This window comes from Salinadaptatus halalkaliphilus (assembly GCF_006543045.1).
Classification (GTDB): Archaea; Halobacteriota; Halobacteria; order Halobacteriales; family Natrialbaceae; genus Salinadaptatus; species Salinadaptatus halalkaliphilus.
Genome location: NZ_RBZW01000032.1, coordinates 35478 through 49251, shown reverse-complemented (window position 1 = coordinate 49251; position 13774 = coordinate 35478). Strand labels below are relative to the sequence as shown.

14 protein-coding genes are annotated in these 13774 nt (G+C 63.5%); 6 read left to right on the top strand and 8 right to left on the bottom strand.

The window, feature by feature from the left end; genetic code table 11:
• Positions 1 to 2: 2 nt before the first annotated feature.
• The 6 genes from D8Y22_RS12465 to D8Y22_RS12440 are packed head-to-tail and all read right to left on the bottom strand — an operon-like array spanning position 3 to position 4053.
• Entirely contained in the window at positions 3 to 425 is a 423-nt protein-coding gene (locus D8Y22_RS12465) for a 30S ribosomal protein S19 (protein ID WP_141465034.1), read from the bottom strand.
• On the bottom strand, positions 422 to 1144 hold the full coding sequence (locus D8Y22_RS12460) for a 50S ribosomal protein L2 (RefSeq protein WP_141465033.1): 723 nt from the start codon (positions 1142 to 1144) through the stop codon (positions 422 to 424). The genes D8Y22_RS12465 and D8Y22_RS12460 overlap by 4 nt, the downstream gene beginning before the upstream one ends.
• A gap of 2 nt (positions 1145 to 1146) precedes the next feature.
• The gene (locus D8Y22_RS12455; protein WP_141465032.1) at positions 1147 to 1401 is read right to left on the bottom strand and encodes a 50S ribosomal protein L23; all 255 of its coding nucleotides are present in this window, start codon (positions 1399 to 1401) and stop codon (positions 1147 to 1149) included.
• Positions 1398 to 2150 carry a 50S ribosomal protein L4 gene (gene rpl4p / locus D8Y22_RS12450; protein WP_141465031.1) on the bottom strand — a complete coding sequence of 251 codons (753 nt, stop codon included), beginning with the start codon at positions 2148 to 2150 and terminating at the stop codon, positions 1398 to 1400. The genes D8Y22_RS12455 and rpl4p overlap by 4 nt, the downstream gene beginning before the upstream one ends.
• Before the next feature lie 3 nt (positions 2151 to 2153).
• The gene (locus D8Y22_RS12445) at positions 2154 to 3173 is read right to left on the bottom strand and encodes a 50S ribosomal protein L3 (RefSeq protein WP_141465030.1); all 1020 of its coding nucleotides are present in this window, start codon (positions 3171 to 3173) and stop codon (positions 2154 to 2156) included.
• A 4-nt stretch (positions 3174 to 3177) separates the two neighbouring features.
• On the bottom strand, positions 3178 to 4053 hold the full coding sequence (locus D8Y22_RS12440; protein ID WP_141465029.1) for a putative RNA uridine N3 methyltransferase: 876 nt from the start codon (positions 4051 to 4053) through the stop codon (positions 3178 to 3180).
• Between the two features lie 610 nt (positions 4054 to 4663).
• Between D8Y22_RS12440 and D8Y22_RS12430 the strand changes: the two genes are divergently transcribed.
• Genes D8Y22_RS12430 through D8Y22_RS12415 form a run of 4 tightly spaced genes read left to right on the top strand, consistent with a single transcriptional unit; the run spans position 4664 to position 8542 of the window.
• Entirely contained in the window at positions 4664 to 5686 is a 1023-nt protein-coding gene (locus D8Y22_RS12430) for a hypothetical protein (protein ID WP_141465028.1), read from the top strand.
• Positions 5683 to 6054, top strand: a complete 372-nt coding sequence (locus tag D8Y22_RS12425; protein WP_141465027.1) for a response regulator transcription factor — start codon at positions 5683 to 5685, stop codon at positions 6052 to 6054. The genes D8Y22_RS12430 and D8Y22_RS12425 overlap by 4 nt, the downstream gene beginning before the upstream one ends.
• Positions 6051 to 7160 (top strand): HEAT repeat domain-containing protein, encoded by a 1110-nt coding sequence (locus tag D8Y22_RS12420; RefSeq protein ID WP_141465026.1) that lies wholly within the window; start codon positions 6051 to 6053, stop codon positions 7158 to 7160. Before D8Y22_RS12425 ends, D8Y22_RS12420 begins: the two co-directional genes overlap by 4 nt.
• Positions 7151 to 8542, top strand: coding sequence for a glycosyltransferase family 2 protein (locus tag D8Y22_RS12415; RefSeq protein WP_141465025.1), 1392 nt, complete (start codon positions 7151 to 7153; stop codon positions 8540 to 8542). The genes D8Y22_RS12420 and D8Y22_RS12415 overlap by 10 nt, the downstream gene beginning before the upstream one ends.
• Here D8Y22_RS12415 and D8Y22_RS12410 read toward each other — a convergent pair whose 3' ends face one another.
• Positions 8543 to 9676, bottom strand: a complete 1134-nt coding sequence (locus D8Y22_RS12410) for a response regulator (RefSeq protein ID WP_141465024.1) — start codon at positions 9674 to 9676, stop codon at positions 8543 to 8545.
• Positions 9677 to 9735: 59 nt separating this feature from the next.
• Positions 9736 to 10626: a winged helix-turn-helix transcriptional regulator gene (locus D8Y22_RS12405; RefSeq protein WP_141465023.1), complete on the bottom strand. Its 891-nt coding sequence runs from the start codon at positions 10624 to 10626 to the stop codon at positions 9736 to 9738.
• A 159-nt stretch (positions 10627 to 10785) separates the two neighbouring features.
• Between D8Y22_RS12405 and D8Y22_RS12400 the strand changes: the two genes are divergently transcribed.
• Together D8Y22_RS12400 and D8Y22_RS12395 are read left to right on the top strand one after the other, a co-directional pair.
• Entirely contained in the window at positions 10786 to 12084 is a 1299-nt protein-coding gene (locus D8Y22_RS12400; RefSeq protein WP_141465022.1) for a DUF2334 domain-containing protein, read from the top strand.
• Positions 12081 to 13649: a glycosyltransferase gene (locus tag D8Y22_RS12395; RefSeq protein WP_141465021.1), complete on the top strand. Its 1569-nt coding sequence runs from the start codon at positions 12081 to 12083 to the stop codon at positions 13647 to 13649. The genes D8Y22_RS12400 and D8Y22_RS12395 overlap by 4 nt, the downstream gene beginning before the upstream one ends.
• Positions 13650 to 13774: the final 125 nt, after the last annotated feature.

Here is a 13774-nt window from a genome sequence, read left to right as displayed (position 1 = left end):
GATCACTTCAGTGGGACGAACTTCGACGATCGGGTCGCACCGATACCAGCCTGCCCGTGTTCGACCGAGGTGCGGGTCAGCTGGAACTCGCCGAGATAGTGGCCGATCATCTCGGGCTCGACGCGGACGCGCTCGAAAGCCTGACCGTTGTACACTTCGAAGGTCAGTCCGACGAACTCCGGCAGGATCGGCATATCCCGCAGGTGCGTCCGAATCGGTGCGTTCGCGGTCTCCTCCTCTTCGGCATTGCGAGCCTTCTCGAGGAGTTTCTCCTTTTCGATGGAGAGGCCGCGTTCGATACTTCGCCGCTGGCGAGCGGGCAGCAGTTCCGCAACCGCTTCGAGCTCCAGTTCCTGCAGCTCGTCGAGCGTGTGGCCGCGGTAGGTAAACTCACCTTCACGGCCGGTTCTGTACTCCTGACTCATTTGTCTCCACCTCGACCGGTACGGCGCGAGGAGATGTCACCGACCTTCCGTCCCGGCGGGGCATCCCGCGAGACGGACTTCGGTTTGCCGGGGTGCTGGCGGCCGCCACCACCGAACGGGTGGTCGACGGCGTTCATCGCGACACCGCGGACGCGAGGCCACTTGGAGCCTCGAGCTTTCATTTTGTGGTACTTGTTGCCTGCCTTGACCATCGGCTTCTCCGTGCGACCCCCACCGGCGACGACGCCGATAGTGGCGCGACACTGCGGATCGAGGCGCTTGACCTCGCCGCTTGGCAGCTGGACGACCGCGGCGTTGCGGTCGTGGGTGATCAGATCTGCGTTGACGCCGGAGGCTCGAGCGAACTTGCCGCCGTCGCCCTGGTTTGCCTCGACGTTACAGACCGGAACACCTTCGGGAATCTCCGCGAGCGGGAGCGTGTTGCCCGGCTTGATCTCCGCGGAGACGCCGACCTGAATCTCCTCGCCGACGCTGATACCTTCGGGCGCGAGGACGAGTCGCTGATCGCCGTCCTCGAACTCGATAGCTGCGACCGGCGCGGATCGGGCGGGGTCGTGTTCGATGTCGACGACGGTACCGGAAACGACGCCGTCGTCTTCGGACTTCTTGTGATCGAGCTTCGCCTTGTATCGGTGCGACGGGGCACGGAACGTGGAGGTCCCGCGACCGCGTCGTTGTCCGAAAATGCGTCGTCCCATTCTCAGAACACCCCGATTCGCGAGGCGACTTCCTGTGCGTCGTCGTCCTCGGAGAGTTCGACGGTTGCTTTCTTCTTGCCTTTCATCGTCAGTTGCGTGTTGACGCCGGCGACGCCGACATCGAAGCGACTCTCGACTGCATCGGCGATCTCCGGCTTGCTCGCGTCCGGATTGACGACGAACTGGAGCTTGTTCTCGAAGTCCATGTCGTTCATCGCCTTCTCGGTCACCAGCGGGTGTTCGATGATCGAGCTCATCGGTCAGCCACCTCCTCGAGAGCACTTTCGGTCCAGACGGTGAGTCGACCCGGCTGTGCACCCGGGGCGAGATCCTCCGCGTTGACCTCCGCAGCAGTCGTCACGTCCGCGCCGGCGAGATTCCGGGCCGCACGGGACGGACCCGAGTCGTTCGAGGTGACAAAGAGGATCGATTTCGGCGTCTTGTACTTCCGGCCACGGAGTTTCCCCTGCCCGGAACGGACGCTTCGACCCTCGTCTGCGCGCTCGATGTCGTCGGCGAGGCCGGCAGACTCGAGGAACGAGACGACTTCTTTCGTCTTTTCGAGGTCTTCGAACTCGTCGTCGACGACGACCGGAATCTCGGCGTCGTCGTCGAACTGGTGGCCACGATCGGCGACCAGTTCGGCGTCGGTCGTCGCAGCGATCGCGCTGCGGACGGCCAGTTTCTTTGCTTTCGTGTTGATCGATTCGGACTGGTCTTTCTCGGCCTTCGGCGGGTGGGCCTTTCGTCCTTTGATAGCCTGGGGAACGCGTCGTGCGCGCCCATCCTGGCGTGGAACGTGAGCCATGCCGCGGCCGCTACCGAACGATTCCGCGGGCGTGCGCTTGCCGGCGAACTCGTCGGCACCGTAGTCCTGTTTTCGGTTTGCCTGGGCGACGTTGACGGCGCGAGCGATCAGATCCGGGCGGTAGGTGGTCTCGAAGACCGACGGAAGATCGACCGTGGCCGCTTCGTCGCCGTCCAGGTTGCGTACTGTTGCCTGCATGTGTTATCCCTGGTTGGATGCGGTGGAGACGTACCGAACCTCGGGATCGAGGCGTGGCTGGTCTCCGGGTCGGATCGCCGGGCGGAAGCGTACGAGACGCTTCTGTGGCCCGGGGAGCGAGCCCTTGATCAACGCGTGCGGACCGTCGACTTCGCCGTAGTTGACGAAGCCGCCGTCGACCGTCGCGTCAGCACCCTCGCCGATGTCGACGAGGCGCTTGTTCAGTTCGGTTCGCTGGTGGTAGCCCGTCTGGCCCTGCTGTGGAACCGTCGAGCGAACGCGGCTCGGGTTCCACGGGCCGAGGTTACCGATGCGGCGGCGCCATCCCTGCCGGGCGTGCTTGCCCTTTCGTTTCTGGACGCCCCAGCGTTTGACGGGACCCTGGGTCCCTTTCCCTTTCGTGACGCCGCTCGCGTCGACGTACTCGCCGGCACGAAACACGTCGTTCATGACGTGTTCGCCACCCTCGGCGATCGTCTCGAGGGCGAACTCGACGCGGTCCTCGATGGAACCGCCGCCGACCCGAGTCTCCATCACGTCCGGTTTCTTCTTTGGCACCGACTGGATCGAGCCAGGCACCGTGTGGGTGATGACGCGAACGTCGTGGACGCGACCGTTCTCGAGCAGTCCGCGGAGCTCGTCTTCGGCGGCGTCGGTGTCGTAGTCGTCACCGGGAAGGTCGAGTACACGATCGAGTTCTGGGACGAACTCGTCGGTCCAGACCTCGGTGACCGGCTTCTGTCCATATGGTGTGTCCTCGTACGCACGCAGGGCGACGGCGCGCATTGGCGGCGTCTCCACGATCGTGACGGGGACGGTCTCTTCCATCCCCTCGGTCGGCGAATTCGCTTTGTCGTCGACCATCACGACGTGGGTCATGCCAGCCTTGTAGCCGGCAAAGCCCTGGAGCGTCGGCTGTCCGTCGTCGTCCGGCCACGAGTTAAAACGCGGGACTTCGCTGTCCGCACGCGTCCGTGGACCGAACCCGAGTGAGCCTTTGCGTGGTGTATTTGCTTGTGGCATGCAATCACTCTCTGAGTGAGAGGGGAGCGAGAGTGGCGAACAGAGCCTCTTCCGTTCGCACCACCTCGCTTCCCTGGTTCGGAACCGTGTTTAGCCAGAGGTCGAACCCCGGATCGGCTGTGGGTTCGACTCCGTCATCCCCGTTGCCGTCCACACCGCGTGTATCGGCGACAGCGGATGCCTCGATTCCGAGGATGTCCGGCAGCCCTCTCTCGGGTGCACCGAACGCGACGGTGAGCCCGTCGCGGTCGATCTGCCCGGCCAGCGTCCCGAGCCGCCCGACGGTGAGTTGCTCACCGAATCGAGAGGCGGCGATACGGACGCCAGCGTCCTCACGGCCGAGTGCTGCCGATAGGTCCGTCCGCTCGATCGAAAGCCCCGGAAGGGGTCTGTCCTCGAGTTTCGCCCGGACCGGTCGTCGCGAAGAGATCCTGATGGTCACGCGCTCGCCCTCGGCGACCTCCATGGATGGAGGCACGTTGAGGGCGATCGGGTGTTGCAAGCCGCAATTGACCCGCACGCGTTGATCAGGTCCGACCTCGGTCACGATCCCTTGTCTTAACGACCCCGAACCGTTCGATTCGGAGCCGGTCTGTGACGCGGCACGGAGCGGTGGCAGGATGCCCGCATACTCCAGTTCGTCTCGTTTGCCCCACACCTCGTTTCGGAGGTATGGCGGCGTCGCAGCGTACCGCAAAACGGTACTGACGAACCCGCCGTCGAATCGTCCCGTCTCGCCATCCCGATCGGGATAGACGATCAGGCGATCAACCCGGTAAACCGTCGCCGCGCGGGCGACGTATCCGAGCTTGCGAGTTGCCTCGCGTTTGTCCTCGGCTTCCCGGGAGAGCGACGACGGCACGAGCACGCTGACAGTCATGCCAGAACGCTTCGGTGCCGCGTCACTAGACTGTAGCGATGTGTTGCCGATACCATCTTAAAAGGATAGCGGATTCGATTGCGGCTGTGACGCTCTCACACCCCCGAATTCGTGGTGAACGAGCACACACTCTCGATCGCTGATCGGTAGTCGGCATCCAGCCTCGCGACGAACGTGTGGTTCGGAGCGAGCGCGGTTCGGGACAACACTGGAAAAGGGTTGACGTGGTATTTCGCCTGTGCAGCCGTGAAGGTCGATCGTAACGTCGGTACAGACAGGTAACAGCCGTTGTTTCCGAAATTCTCGAAAAGGTCGTTGCTGGTGGCATCTGACTCCAAGTTTCGGCGGGAGTAGAGACGTGATTTGGCGAGTCCGTTGCGAGCCGTGGATGTCACGTCGAGGGTTCGCCATGAGCGAGTTGGCATGTTTGTACCTCATACGGACCGTTGTAGTTCTTTACCGGTGATCACCCGGACGGGGTCGGTGATCACCGGTAAAACGCTACAACAATTCGTATCAATGGTGGTGGCGCCTCCGCTCGATCTGCGTTGGTGGAGATTGTATTGTGGGGGCGGCCTTTATCCGGGTTGGCGGTGTACGCTCACTACCAGTGACACGGCCACCCACACCGATCGAAACCGAGGCGGGCGTTCGATTCGAACTCAGGCGGCGGTTAGCCGTCGTCTACGCGAGCGCGGAATTCCTATTTGAAGATCTCGAGGGAGAACTGACCCACGAGCAACGCGAGGCGGTAGAAGCGATTATTTCGGCCTCGAGCGAGCTTTCGGCGCTCGTCGCCCACGGGCCCGAACCGACCGATCCCACACTGACTGCTGACGAATATGCCAGTGCGACCACGTCGACGCCAGCGGTGAGTGATTCGACCCCTTTTGCGATCGTTCTCGCGATCGAACCCGGACCGTTCGCCACGGCGCTTACCGAACAGTTCGAACGGTCCGGCTACGACGTGGACATCGTCTCGGACATCTACGCGATCGACTCGAGCGACGATGACTCCGGCGCGGCCGACACGGCGCGGTACGTGGTGCTCGATGTCGGGATCCTTCCGGATCCGCCAACCGAGAGCCTGAATACCGTGAGCGAACGAGTAAAGGATCCCAGTTCGTTGATCCTCGTATCGACGATCGACGATCGGACGCTTCCCACACCGTTTATGGGAATATCTGGGTTCCTCTCACCCCGAGCAACACGGGAGACGGTCGCCACGGTGTTCGAGACCCAGCACGTGGATCTGGCTGACTCCCCGCGGGTCGTAGTCGCAACGGCTCCAGGGGAAGATCCCGGCGACGGGGCACTCCTCGAACGACTCGAGTCTCTCGGCTGTATCGTCGAGACCGCGTCCGTTACCGGCATCGACGAGTACGCGGCGCTCCACGATATCGACTGCGTCTTCCTCTCCGAAGCCGGACTCGCGGTGCTCGACGAATCGGATCTGGTGGCACTCCGAACGCCGGCTTCGGGTCCACCGCTCCCGGTCGTCGCCGTCGGTCGAACGGCGATGGACACGGAGTGGGTCCCGGTCTGTGGCTACCAGCAGTTCACTCGTCGGTCGCTCTCGGCCGTCGAACTCGCCGGCGAGATACGCCTCGCGATCGATCCGGAGGGACCATGAGCCAAGAGGTACTCGTCGTCGAGGACGACGAACAGATCTCGGAGATACTCAGCTATCGCCTCGAGATCGAGGGATACGACGTCACCGCGATTGGGGACGGTGACGACTGCTGGGAGTATCTCGAGTCGGCTGATGAGCTTCCGGACGCGCTGTTGCTCGACATCATGTTGCCCGGAGTCAATGGGTTCGGACTGCTCCGGCGGTTCGAGAAGGACGACCGCTACGACGACCTCCCAATTATTCTCATCAGCGGTCGCGGTCTCGAAGACGATGTCGTCGAGGGGTTCACCCTCGGTGCCGACGATTACGTCGTGAAACCGTTCAGTCCATCGGAGGTCGTCGTCAGGCTCGACCGTCTCCTCCAATGACCGCTTGGCTCAGTGATGTCGCCATTGCCATCGTCGGTATCTGTCTACTCGTCGCAGCTATCACGCTCTGTATCGCGGTGGTTCGGTACAGTATCGACACCCGACGCGAGACGATCCGTCACGAACTCGTGCCCGAACTGTTCGCCCGGATCGATCGATCCGATCCTGACTGGGAGCACTGGTACGAGAGCCACTCCCGGCTCGAGCGGTACGTCATCCGCCGCGTGGTCGCACAGTATCTCCGTCAGCTTCGCGGACGCGAACGGGAGCAGCTACTGGCGCTTGCGACTGCGGTGGGTATCGACGACCGTGCGATCCGCTCGCTCGAGTCGAGGCGATTGACGACGCGACTCCGCGGCCTCATCTGGCTGACGCTGCTCGAGCAGCCGGTGTCGGTCGACCGGTTGCGAGCGACGTCGCTCGGCCACCCCTCGACACGCGCGGCAGCTGCACGACTGCTACTCGTCTGTCGCGGCTCGAACGCGAACGAAGAAGCGACATCGCTGTTGCTCTGGCAGAACGAGGAACGTCTCTCGGTGTTCGCCCTGGATACGCTGTACCGGCTCAATCAGACGGATGCCTCGGCACTGACGTCGAAGCTGACCGTCGACGGTCAGTGGTGGGACGAGGAGTTGCTGTTGCAGTGTCTGCTCGTCCTCGGCCACTGTCGGCTCGAGCGTCGACCTGCACTGTTCGAGTGGCTCGGGGAGTTGCTCGAGCACGACTCGCCATCCGTTCGGGCCGCTGCGCTGTCCACCTTCGAGCGGCAGGGGTGGCAGCCGGCGGTTCGTCAGTACGTCGACATCGAGCGGATCATTTCCGATCCCGCTCCGGGGGTCCGAATTACGTGTTACGCCCTGCTCGGTCGGTGGGGTGATCCGACGTCGGTCGAGTGGCTCCAGTACGCCGTCGTCACGGATCCGAACGATCGGTGCCGGGTAACGGCGGCGCGCACGCTTATCAGGATCGGTGCGTCGGTACCGGTGATCGAATCCGAAGCCGCTCGCGCGGCCGATGTCGAGGGAGCCGCGGAATCCGCCGCTGCGATCGCGTGGGCGAACACCGAACGGAATCCGCCACGGAGGGGTGCCGCCGGATGGGTCTGAGTAGCCTGCTGTGGCCGATCAGCGTCTTTTTCGTGGCCTACTTCCTGCTGGTCAACGGGAGCTACCTCTTCATCCACCTCGTCTCGTTTGTCGTCCTCCGATGGAACGTCCGCGACTGGCTGTTCAAGCCGACGTACGACCCGTATCGATCGCCGTTCCTGCCCGGGATCGCCGTCGTGGTTCCGGCGTACAACGAGGAGGCCGTCATCGTCGACTCCGTCCGCTCACTACTCAACCTCGAGTACCCCCAGGTCGAAGTGGTCGTCGTCAACGACGGCTCCACCGACGGGACGCTCGATACGATCAGGGACGGTTTCGATCTCGATCGGATCGACGCCCCCGTTCCGTACGATCTCCCCTGCGAGTCGGTTCACGACATCTATCAGTCGTCCGAGCGGAACCTCGTCGTGATCGACAAGGACAACGGCGGGAAGGCGGACGCGCTCAACGCGGGCGTGTTCTTCACTGATCAGCCGCTGTTCTGTGCCATCGACGCCGACAGCATGGTCGAGCGAACTGCGCTTCTCGAGGTCGCAGAGCCGTTCCTCAGACGGCCGACACAGACGGTCGCGACGGGCGGAGCCGTCCGCGTCGTCAACGGCTGTTCGACGTCCCGCGGTATCGTCACCGACGTCGGTCTTTCAGGAAGTCGGTTGGCCAACATTCAGGTCGTCGAGTATCTCCGAGCGTTTCTCTCGGGCCGCGTCGGACTGAGCGGTCTCGGAAGCCTCCTCATCATCTCCGGTGCGTTCGGTCTGTTTCGAACGAGCGCCGTCCGAGAAGTGGGTGGCTACTCGACGGAGACGATCACCGAAGACATGGAACTCGTCGTGCGACTGCACCGCCACTTCGCCGGCACCGACTACCAAGTAGAGTTCGTCCCTTACCCCGTCGTCTGGACCGAGGTACCGTCGAGACGGAACGTGCTCGGTCGCCAGCGGATGCGCTGGTTCCAGGGCCTGCTCGAGACGCTGTGGATCCACCGGTCGATGGTTGGTCGCCGGAAGTACGGCGCGATCGGCCTGTTTGCGCTCCCGTTTTTCCTGCTGGTCGAAGCGATCGGGCCGCTCATCGAGGGACTCGGCTACGTCATCGTTCCGGTCGCGTTCCTCCTAGGCGTCTTGAACGTCCCGTTTTTCCTCCTCTTTCTGTCGATCGCGATCGGGATCGGAACCCTCCTCTCCTGGCTGAGCGTTCTCAACGAGGTGCTCAGCTTCCAGCGGTACCGAACGCCAAGAGACATCGCTCTGTTGCTCGGGTACGCGATGCTCGAGCACTTCCCGTACCGACAGTGGAAGTCCGCGATCTCGTGGCTCGCGCTCGTTCGATACGTCCGTGGAAACGCGGAGTGGGGCGAGATGGTTCGGTCCGGGTTCGACTGATCACTCGGCTTCCGTCGGGGTTTCGAGGGACAGGCGAACGGTGGCTCCCGACCCCTCGTTCGTCCCCGCTTCGATCTCCAGACGGCCGTCGTAGCGGTCGACGAACGTTCGAATGAGGTAGTCTCCGACATCTGAATCGGATCCGTTCGCGGTGTGGTCGCGGTCGGCCACCCGATCACGGCTCGCCGGTTGACGTTCGGCATCGGTATCGAACACCGCCAGTTCGACGGGCCGATCCGCGCCGCGGTCGCACCGAACCGAGACTGTCACCTCGCCGTCCGATTTGTCGTCCGAATCGACCGCACTGGTCAGTAGGGCCCGGACCAAGATATTGAGGAACCGATCGGCCAGCGTCGGAATCGCACCGGCCGGCCGATCGAGCGTGACCTTGCAGCCGTCGTACCGTCGCTCGAGTCGCTCGATCTCTTCCTCGAGAACGGAACCGAGATCCACCGACGTGAGCGCCGACTGTGACGCCTCGAGGGCCTGTACCGTCGCACCGACGAACTCGGTGAGTTCGACGATCCGTTCGGCCGCCTCGACGATTCGCGAGACGGTTCGAATCTCGTCGGATCCCGACGGTTCGAGCTCCGACGCCCACCCGAGAACGATGGTCGCGTCGTCCCTGATCTCCTGACGAACCAGCCAGTGTAACACCGCGAGCTCCCGGCGCTGGCGATCGAGTTCGCCGGTCCGCCTGCGCCGTTCGATGGCGTAGGTAACGGTCTGTGACAGCAGCCGTGGCGTGACGTGCTCTTTCATCAGGTAGTCCTGTGCCCCGCGCTCGACCGCTTCCCGGCCAACCGTGGCACCGCTAATGCCGGTCAGCACGACGACCGGCGTCTCCTCGACGACCTCGAGTACCGCGTTCAGCGTTTCGAGTCCGGCCGAGTCCGGCAGGTTCAAATCGAGCAAGACAGCGGCGAACGGCTCAGACGCATCCTCGAGGGCACTTAATCCGCCTTCGAGCGTATCGGCCGTCTCGACGGTGGCCGGTTGCTCGTCCGAATCGTTGGTCGAGTGCTCACTCCAGTTGTCGGTCTGCTGGTGGAGCATCGTTCGGTACAGCCGCGCCTGCAACTCGTCGTCCTCGACGAGTAATAACCGTTTTTCGTCGGCCGCTCCCGTCGTCATAGCATCCCCACCACGTGGAGTCGCAAAACAGCTTGGCCCCGTTTCGACACCGGTGGCCGCTATCTCCGGTCGTCCGTCGTCGACGCTGTCTCGTCTTCCCGCTCGAGGAGCCCTCGCCACGGCTCTCGAGCCGCCGTCGCCGCCGCCCGCTCGGTCTCGATATCGTTCAGTTCTTTCCTGGCCCGTCGGTACGGCTCGGTCGATTTGACGGCCGAACCGAGGTGCGTCTCGACGAACGCGAGCCGATGAGCGCGCGCCTCAACCTCGCGGGCGACCGGCGCGATGGTCGGCAGTCGGTTCAGTTCCGCGATCACGTCGATCAGTTCGTCCTTCGTGATCGGCTTTCGCAACAGCCGATCGGCCGGCACCGAGACATCGTTCGGTGACACCTGTTTCGCCGTGAGTATTGCGATCGGCGTTTGCTGGCCGGCGTCCGCGACGGCCGTCAGGACCTCCTCGCCGGACAGGTCCGGCATCGCCCGATCGAGGATCGCGACATCGATCGACTCGTTGAGCAGGGCCAGCGCCTCGCGGCCGTCCGCGGCCGTCACGACATCGTAGTCGGCCGCGAGCCACACCGAGTAGATTTCGAGGAGTTGCTGCTGGTCGTCGGCCAGCAACACCGTCGGCGCGCCGGTTCCGACGACGTAGGTCGCGTCCCAGTCAGCCATCGACTCGAGGATCGTGTACAGTTCTCGACCGGCAGCGGTGAGTTCGTACTCGACGCGACGGGGCTGTTCCTGGAGGACGTCCCGCGAAACCACGCCGTATTCTCGCAACTCCTCGAGGTTGTTCGAGAGCACCTTGTTCGAAATCCCCTCGAGTTCGCGTTTACACTCGCCGAATCCCAGCCGCCTCTCTGGCGCGAGCGCGACGATCAACCGTGGTTTCCACTTGGTGCCGAGGATCGAGCCCGCGATCGACTGTGCCGGATTCGGTGTCTCTGTCATGGTGGCCTGTCGTCTCTCGTGACCACTGTTTCTAGCATGGCCACGAGGATAAACGGGACGTTCGGACGGCTCTCCTACCGACGGTAACCTCGAGGTACCCCCGCCCGGTTACTCTCAGCTCGCTGCCAGTATTGGTAGTCACTGGTCCTCTACTCGGTAATGACCGAGCCACACCCGGTCCCCTGTCCGCACTGCGGGTCCCAGTCGTTCGTCGACGAACGCATCGTCGAACACGAGTGCGGGCACGTCGCCTCGCTCGAGGCTGTTTCCGACGGCTGCGAGAAGTGCGGTCGGTCGGCGGTCGACGAGGAGCTCTCACCGCTCCAGACGATCGACCGCTGTCTCGACTGCGGTCACCGGTTGGCATGGGCCGAGGCCGAGTCGACCGGCCCGTTGCCGTCGGTTACGTTTCCGACACTGCCGACGCCGGAAGACAACCTGAACTGGGTCCCCGCGCGATTCGTCCCGGAATCCCGGCGCGCGCGACAGTTCTTCAGCACCGCACTCGTCGTGATGGTGCTTGTCGCTGGAATCGCCGGTGCGGTGTCGGTGACGCCCATGATCGACGGCGAATCGGTCGGGCCCGGCGAGGTCGACACCTCGTGGGAGGAGTACGACTCGATCGTCGTCTTCAGAAACGACGACATCCAGCCGTGGTACAACCAGGAGGAACTGCGCGCGGTGAACCAAGTGTTCCTCGACGAGGCGGTGCCGGTCACGCTCGGAATCATCCCCGACACGGCCGGTGAGACACCACTATCCGACGACCCGGAACTCTGTTCGTACCTGCGATCGCTCGAGGCTGACGCGCCTGGCCAGTTCGAGATGGCCCTCCACGGCTACACGCACGAACAGGAGACCGATTTCTACGACGGGAGCGAGTTCGGCGACCTCTCCCGCGAGGAACAACGCGAGCGACTGGCCGACGGCGAGGCGCTGCTGGCCGACTGCGTCGAGTCGCCGTCTTCGACGTTCATCCCGCCGATGAACACGTACGACGCGACGACGGTCGAGGCCCTCGACGAGGCGAACTACACGACCGTCTCCGGCGGCCAGTGGTTCACCGACCAGTACTACGACAGCCCGAACTCGACGGTCTTCGAGGCTGGGGGTCTCACCCACGTCCCAGAGACACAAGCGTTCGAGGACTGGAGCGCGTACGGCGAGTCGGACGCTGACGAGGAGGATGTCCCCTTTCACGACTTCGAGACGCTCACCGACTCGTTCGACGATGCCCACGCCGAGGGCGATATTCACGTGGTCATGCTCCACTACCAGTACTTCACGACCGAGGAGCGACTCGACCAGCTCGAGTCGCTGATCCAGCATATGAACGACGAGGGTGACGTCGCCTTCGTGACGGTCGAACAGCTCTCGGTCGGTCTCGAGACCGGCGCGATCGAGGAGACCGACGACGGCTGGCGCGTCCTCGAGCCGATTGCCGAGGTAACGCGATGAGCGTCGGCGAGTCGGTTTCGGTCACGGTTTCGGTCGCGGTCGGGATCTGGCAGACGGTGTGGCGCGGGGTTTGGGCCGTCAAGTGGCGATCGGTCGCCCTGTTCCTCTCGGCGCTGGTGCCGTTCGGGCTGCTCGTCGACATCATGCCCGCCGGGACGCGCTACGCGGTCGGGCTTCTGGGTGGGCTGTTGGCCATCTATCTCGGCTGGTCGTACTACGTCGTCGAGCGTGCACCACAGTACGGTGGCCTGTTCGGTGCACGAGCGCTGGCGGTCGGCGTGGTCGGCTACGTCGTCGTCATCATCGCTCTGGGCTGGCTCGTGCCGTCGCCGATCGCGCTGGTTCACCTGGGCGCCGTCGTGTTGATCTTCATCTACTACTGGTTCATCGCGTTCATCGCGTTCTTCCACGATCAGATCGGCCGCTCGAAGTACGAGCCCGAGCCGCCGTACCCGAGTCTTACCGTCTTGATCCCCGCCTACAACGAGGAAGGCTACGTCGGTCGGACGATTCAGGCGCTCCTCGACGCCGACTACCCGACCGACTCGGTCGAGATCGTCGCGATCGATGACGGCAGCACCGACGAGACGTTCGCCGAGGCGAGCGCGTACGCCGCGGCGTTCGAGCGGGTCTCCGTCGTCACCAAGGCCAACGGTGGCAAGTACTCCGCGCTGAACTACGGCCTGTTGTTCGCGGACGGCGACGTGATCATCACCGTCGACGCGGACAGCATCGTCGACCGCGACGCGCTGAAGTACATCGTCGCGCCGTTCGATGCCGACGAAACGATCGGCGCCGTCGCGAGCAACGTCACCATCTGGAACCGCAATTCGCTCGTGACGCGGTGTCAGCAACTCGAGTACACGATCGGCGTGAACATCTACCGTCGGGCGCTCGATTACTTCGGAATCGTGATGGTCGTCCCCGGCTGCCTGGGTGCCTACCGCCGGGAGGTGCTGACCGAGGTGTTCGCGTACGATCCCGACACGCTGACGGAGGATTTCGACGTCACGATGAAAGTCCTGCGCGCCGGCTACCGGGTTTCGGTTAGTGACGCACGGGTCTACACGGAAGCGCCTGCGACCTGGAGCGACCTCTACCACCAGCGGCTGCGCTGGTACCGTGGCAACTACATGACCATCCTCAAACACTGGCCGATCGTCACCGATCCGTCCTACGGCTACCTGAACCGGATCGCGCTGCCGTTCCGGCTGGTCGAGATGTTCTTCCTCCCGTTCGCGAGCTTCGTAGTTCTCGCGTACATCGGCTGGCTCGTCCTCGCGGGCCACCTGCTCACCGTGCTCGCGGTGTTCGTCTTCTTTACGAGCATCGTCTTCCTGATCGCCGCCCTGGGGATTCAGATCGAGGGCGAGGACTGGCGGCTGCTCGTCTACGCACCGCTGCTGGTCGTCGGCTACAAGCAGTACCACGACGCGCTCAATGTCAAGTGCCTGATTGATGTCCTGACCGACCACGATCTCGTCTGGACGAGCGCGAAACGGGTCGAGCAGACCCAACCGACGGAGTCGGAGACGGCTCCGGTCTCGGACGCCACCTCGGACTGATACAGTACATTGCATCAGTCCGAGTCGAACGAACCGAAACAGTTCGGTATTCAGAGATATACGGTCGGAAACCCCGTATTTCCGTGTGAACGACCAGCAGCTGTTTGACTTCGGGGCGCCCCTGT

Excerpts from the sequence above, each read along its gene's own strand:
- D8Y22_RS12465 (WP_141465034.1), bottom strand. The coding sequence starts at position 425 with ATGAGTCAGGAGTACAGAACCGGCCGTGAAGGTGAGTTTACCTACCGC.
- D8Y22_RS12460 (WP_141465033.1), bottom strand. The coding sequence starts at position 1,144 with ATGGGACGACGCATTTTCGGACAACGACGCGGTCGCGGGACCTCCACG.
- D8Y22_RS12455 (WP_141465032.1), bottom strand. The coding sequence starts at position 1,401 with ATGAGCTCGATCATCGAACACCCGCTGGTGACCGAGAAGGCGATGAAC.
- rpl4p (WP_141465031.1), bottom strand. The coding sequence starts at position 2,150 with ATGCAGGCAACAGTACGCAACCTGGACGGCGACGAAGCGGCCACGGTC.
- D8Y22_RS12445 (WP_141465030.1), bottom strand. The coding sequence starts at position 3,173 with ATGCCACAAGCAAATACACCACGCAAAGGCTCACTCGGGTTCGGTCCA.
- D8Y22_RS12440 (WP_141465029.1), bottom strand. The coding sequence starts at position 4,053 with ATGACTGTCAGCGTGCTCGTGCCGTCGTCGCTCTCCCGGGAAGCCGAG.
- D8Y22_RS12425 (WP_141465027.1), top strand. The coding sequence starts at position 5,683 with ATGAGCCAAGAGGTACTCGTCGTCGAGGACGACGAACAGATCTCGGAG.
- D8Y22_RS12420 (WP_141465026.1), top strand. The coding sequence starts at position 6,051 with ATGACCGCTTGGCTCAGTGATGTCGCCATTGCCATCGTCGGTATCTGT.
- D8Y22_RS12415 (WP_141465025.1), top strand. The coding sequence starts at position 7,151 with ATGGGTCTGAGTAGCCTGCTGTGGCCGATCAGCGTCTTTTTCGTGGCC.
- D8Y22_RS12410 (WP_141465024.1), bottom strand. The coding sequence starts at position 9,676 with ATGACGACGGGAGCGGCCGACGAAAAACGGTTATTACTCGTCGAGGAC.
- D8Y22_RS12405 (WP_141465023.1), bottom strand. The coding sequence starts at position 10,626 with ATGACAGAGACACCGAATCCGGCACAGTCGATCGCGGGCTCGATCCTC.
- D8Y22_RS12400 (WP_141465022.1), top strand. The coding sequence starts at position 10,786 with ATGACCGAGCCACACCCGGTCCCCTGTCCGCACTGCGGGTCCCAGTCG.
- D8Y22_RS12395 (WP_141465021.1), top strand. The coding sequence starts at position 12,081 with ATGAGCGTCGGCGAGTCGGTTTCGGTCACGGTTTCGGTCGCGGTCGGG.